The 2,683-nt window shown below is 40.8% G+C and carries 4 protein-coding genes; 1 reads left to right on the forward strand and 3 read right to left on the reverse strand.

What is annotated here, in order from left to right; genetic code table 11:
• Positions 1 to 584, forward strand: a 584-nt coding sequence (locus JWR61_RS18585; protein ID WP_301929232.1) for a YdeI family protein, incomplete at its 5' end; no start/stop codon positions are given.
• 140 nt (positions 585 to 724) lie between these two features.
• On the opposite strand, the gene JWR61_RS18590 is transcribed toward JWR61_RS18585, so the two are convergent.
• From JWR61_RS18590 to JWR61_RS18600, 3 genes are read right to left on the reverse strand one after another with little or no spacing between them, the layout of a single operon-like run.
• Positions 725 to 1,522 (reverse strand): alpha/beta fold hydrolase, encoded by a 798-nt coding sequence (locus tag JWR61_RS18590; protein ID WP_301929233.1) that lies wholly within the window; start codon positions 1,520 to 1,522, stop codon positions 725 to 727.
• Between the two features lie 60 nt (positions 1,523 to 1,582).
• Positions 1,583 to 2,044 carry an SRPBCC family protein gene (locus JWR61_RS18595; protein WP_301929234.1) on the reverse strand — a complete coding sequence of 154 codons (462 nt, stop codon included), beginning with the start codon at positions 2,042 to 2,044 and terminating at the stop codon, positions 1,583 to 1,585.
• Positions 2,025 to 2,366 (reverse strand): helix-turn-helix transcriptional regulator, encoded by a 342-nt coding sequence (locus JWR61_RS18600; protein ID WP_301929235.1) that lies wholly within the window; start codon positions 2,364 to 2,366, stop codon positions 2,025 to 2,027. Before JWR61_RS18600 ends, JWR61_RS18595 begins: the two co-directional genes overlap by 20 nt.
• Between the last annotated feature and the right edge of the window lie 317 nt (positions 2,367 to 2,683).

The following is a 2,683-nucleotide window of genomic DNA, read 5'->3' on the forward strand; positions in this document are numbered from 1 at the left end:
ACATGAATCCTAAGGTTGATTTCTTTTTTAATAAAGCCAAACAGTGGCAGGAAGAATATGAGAAATTGAGAATGATAGCTCTCGATTGTGGGCTGACCGAAGAATTAAAATGGGGTTGCCCCTGTTACTCGTTGAACAACCAGAACATTGTTTTAATACATGGATTTAAAGAATATTGTGCGTATTTGTTTTTCAAGGGCGCCTTATTAAACGATGCAAATGGAATCCTGATCCAGCAAACTGAGCATGTGCAATCAGCGCGGCAGATCCGGTTCACCAATGTTATGGAAATAGCGGAGATGGAACCCATGCTGAAAGCCTACATTTTTGAAGCAACTGAAGTAGAAAAAGCCGGGTTAAAAGTGGCTCTTAAAACGACTGCCGACTTCACAGTTCCTGTAGAACTTCAAAGTAAATTAGATCATATCCCCGCCCTCAAAACTGCTTTTGAGGCATTAACACCGGGAAGGCAAAGAGGATACCTGTTTTATTTCTCTCAACCCAAACAATCCAAAACCCGCGAGGCCAGGGTCGAAAAATATATACCGCAAATTCTTGGTGGAAAGGGATTGGATGATGAATAATCCCCTACCTGATGGCAGCAGGAATGAGAAAATAAATTAATTAACGAAGTAAATGCAATCGACCTAAACCCGGCTATACCAGTTTAATCCCTAAGCTGGCATAGCCGGCATTTTTAATTGGAAGATCTATTTATTCTCATTTACGGTGTTGCAAGGAACTCATCCACCATTGCTACAAAAAGCTCCGGTAATTTATTGTTAGGATCAGGGAACATAGCCTCGCCCATGTATTGACCGTGAGCACCCGGCAATATCGCCAAACGACCATGAGGCAACAAGCGGTACATTTCAACTGCATGTTCTGGTGTGGAAACATCATGGTCACCAATTATAATAAGCGCGGGTGCTTGTATCGACCGGATATCTTCTTCCGTCCAGTCTTTAAAATTCTCCATACGCTGCACATCTTTGTTAAACATATTCTGCAACATTGCCGAATCATGATTTATTTTTAAATATTCGTCCCTATAAATCTTTGGCATATCATTTAGAGTTGCTTTAGCAAATCCCTGCCAAAAGCCTGCAGGTACGCCATCCTTTTTATAAAATGCCGATGCCACTATGACCCTGCGCACTTTGTCGGGATGATTTATGGCTAGCTCCAAAGTGGTATGCCCGCCGTTACTGAAACCCAATATGTCCGCTTTGGGTATATTGAGTTGCCTTAATAATTCGGCCACATCATCGGCATCCTGTTTAAAGGTTTCGGGAGCATTCCTGTCGCCGGTATGGCCATGTGCTTGTAGTTCTATAGCAATAACCTGGTGATTTTTAGCCAATTCAGGTAGTATTCTGCCGAAACTGGTGTAAATGGTAGAGCCCCCGCCATGTAAAAGTACCAGCGGACTTCCGGAGCCGTGTATTTCGTAATACATCTTTATGCCGTTTACATTGGCATATTTGCCCACTGTTTGGGCACTTGCTACTGTAGTTGTCATAATTATTAAATTAAGAATGATGATTTCACTATTTTTCATGACCGTATCATTATGTTTATTTTAAGCACTTAATCCAGCCAGGTACATTTCGAGTTTTTCCACATTTTGTTTTAATCCCTCAATTGCTCCGTATTTCTTTACAACCGCCATAAATTGTTCAGCCGATTCAAAAAGCATATGCCAGGTAAGGAGTGTTTTTTCACCCTGAGCTACAAATTCAACTGTAGTAAGATGCCTTGGCGCCGAAACATGGTCATAAACAATTTTTTTGTATTTAATAACTTCTTTAAATATGCTTTTGTTCTTATAATCCGTTCCATCCGGGCCATGCATAACGATATCCCATTTACCACCCGGAGCAACTTCCATGGTACTTATCGTCGTAGTAAACCCGTTTGGTCCCCACCAATTTGCGATATGTTCAGGTGTTGTCCACATTTCCCAAACTAATTCTACCGGAGCGTTTAAAGTCCTTGACAAAAAAATCTCGCGGTCCTTTGTGTTACTTTTTGTGTTGTCCATCTCTTTCTTTTTTTATTTTTTCTATATAGGTTTCCAGTGCGTCCAATTTTCTTTCAAAATGCTGCTTGTATTGTTCCACCCATTGAAACACCTCGCCAAGCTGATCTAAATGTGCCTTACAAAGCCGCTCCCTACCCTGCTGTTTGACGACCAGCAAACCGCAATCAATCAGCAGTTGAATATGCAGTGAAATGGCCTGGCGGCTCACATCGAATTTTTCAGCAATTGCATTTACATTATGCGGTTCCGAAGCAACCATATTGATGATTGCTCTTCGGGTGGGGTCGGCTATGGCCTGGTATACATCACGTCTGGTCTTCATATTATGCAAGTAAGTGCTTGCAAATATATATGCAAGTATTTACTTGCGCAATTTTTTTTGATTTTTTTATAACTAACCTTTCTCAGTATTTTTAGCCCTATCCTTACCGTATTAAACCATTGTTAACAATCATTTTACACTTCTTTTAAAACAGTTTGATCTTTTTGTAATTATCTTCAACGATAATAACACACAATGGAACAGAACACACAAAACACCGCTCTTTTAGTAATGGATATGCAGGTAGGAATAGTCGGCATGCTTCCCGATACTACCGCTTTACTCAGCAATGTGGCTAAGGCAATAGCAAATGCCCG

This window comes from Ferruginibacter sp., assembly GCF_028288465.1.
GTDB lineage: Bacteria > Bacteroidota > Bacteroidia > Chitinophagales > Chitinophagaceae > Ferruginibacter.

What these genes read in the sequence shown, in the direction of transcription:
- JWR61_RS18590 (WP_301929233.1), bottom strand. Translation starts at nt 1,522, where the DNA reads ATGACAACTACAGTAGCAAGTGCCCAAACAGTGGGCAAATATGCCAAT.
- JWR61_RS18595 (WP_301929234.1), bottom strand. Translation starts at nt 2,044, where the DNA reads ATGGACAACACAAAAAGTAACACAAAGGACCGCGAGATTTTTTTGTCA.
- JWR61_RS18600 (WP_301929235.1), bottom strand. Translation starts at nt 2,366, where the DNA reads ATGAAGACCAGACGTGATGTATACCAGGCCATAGCCGACCCCACCCGA.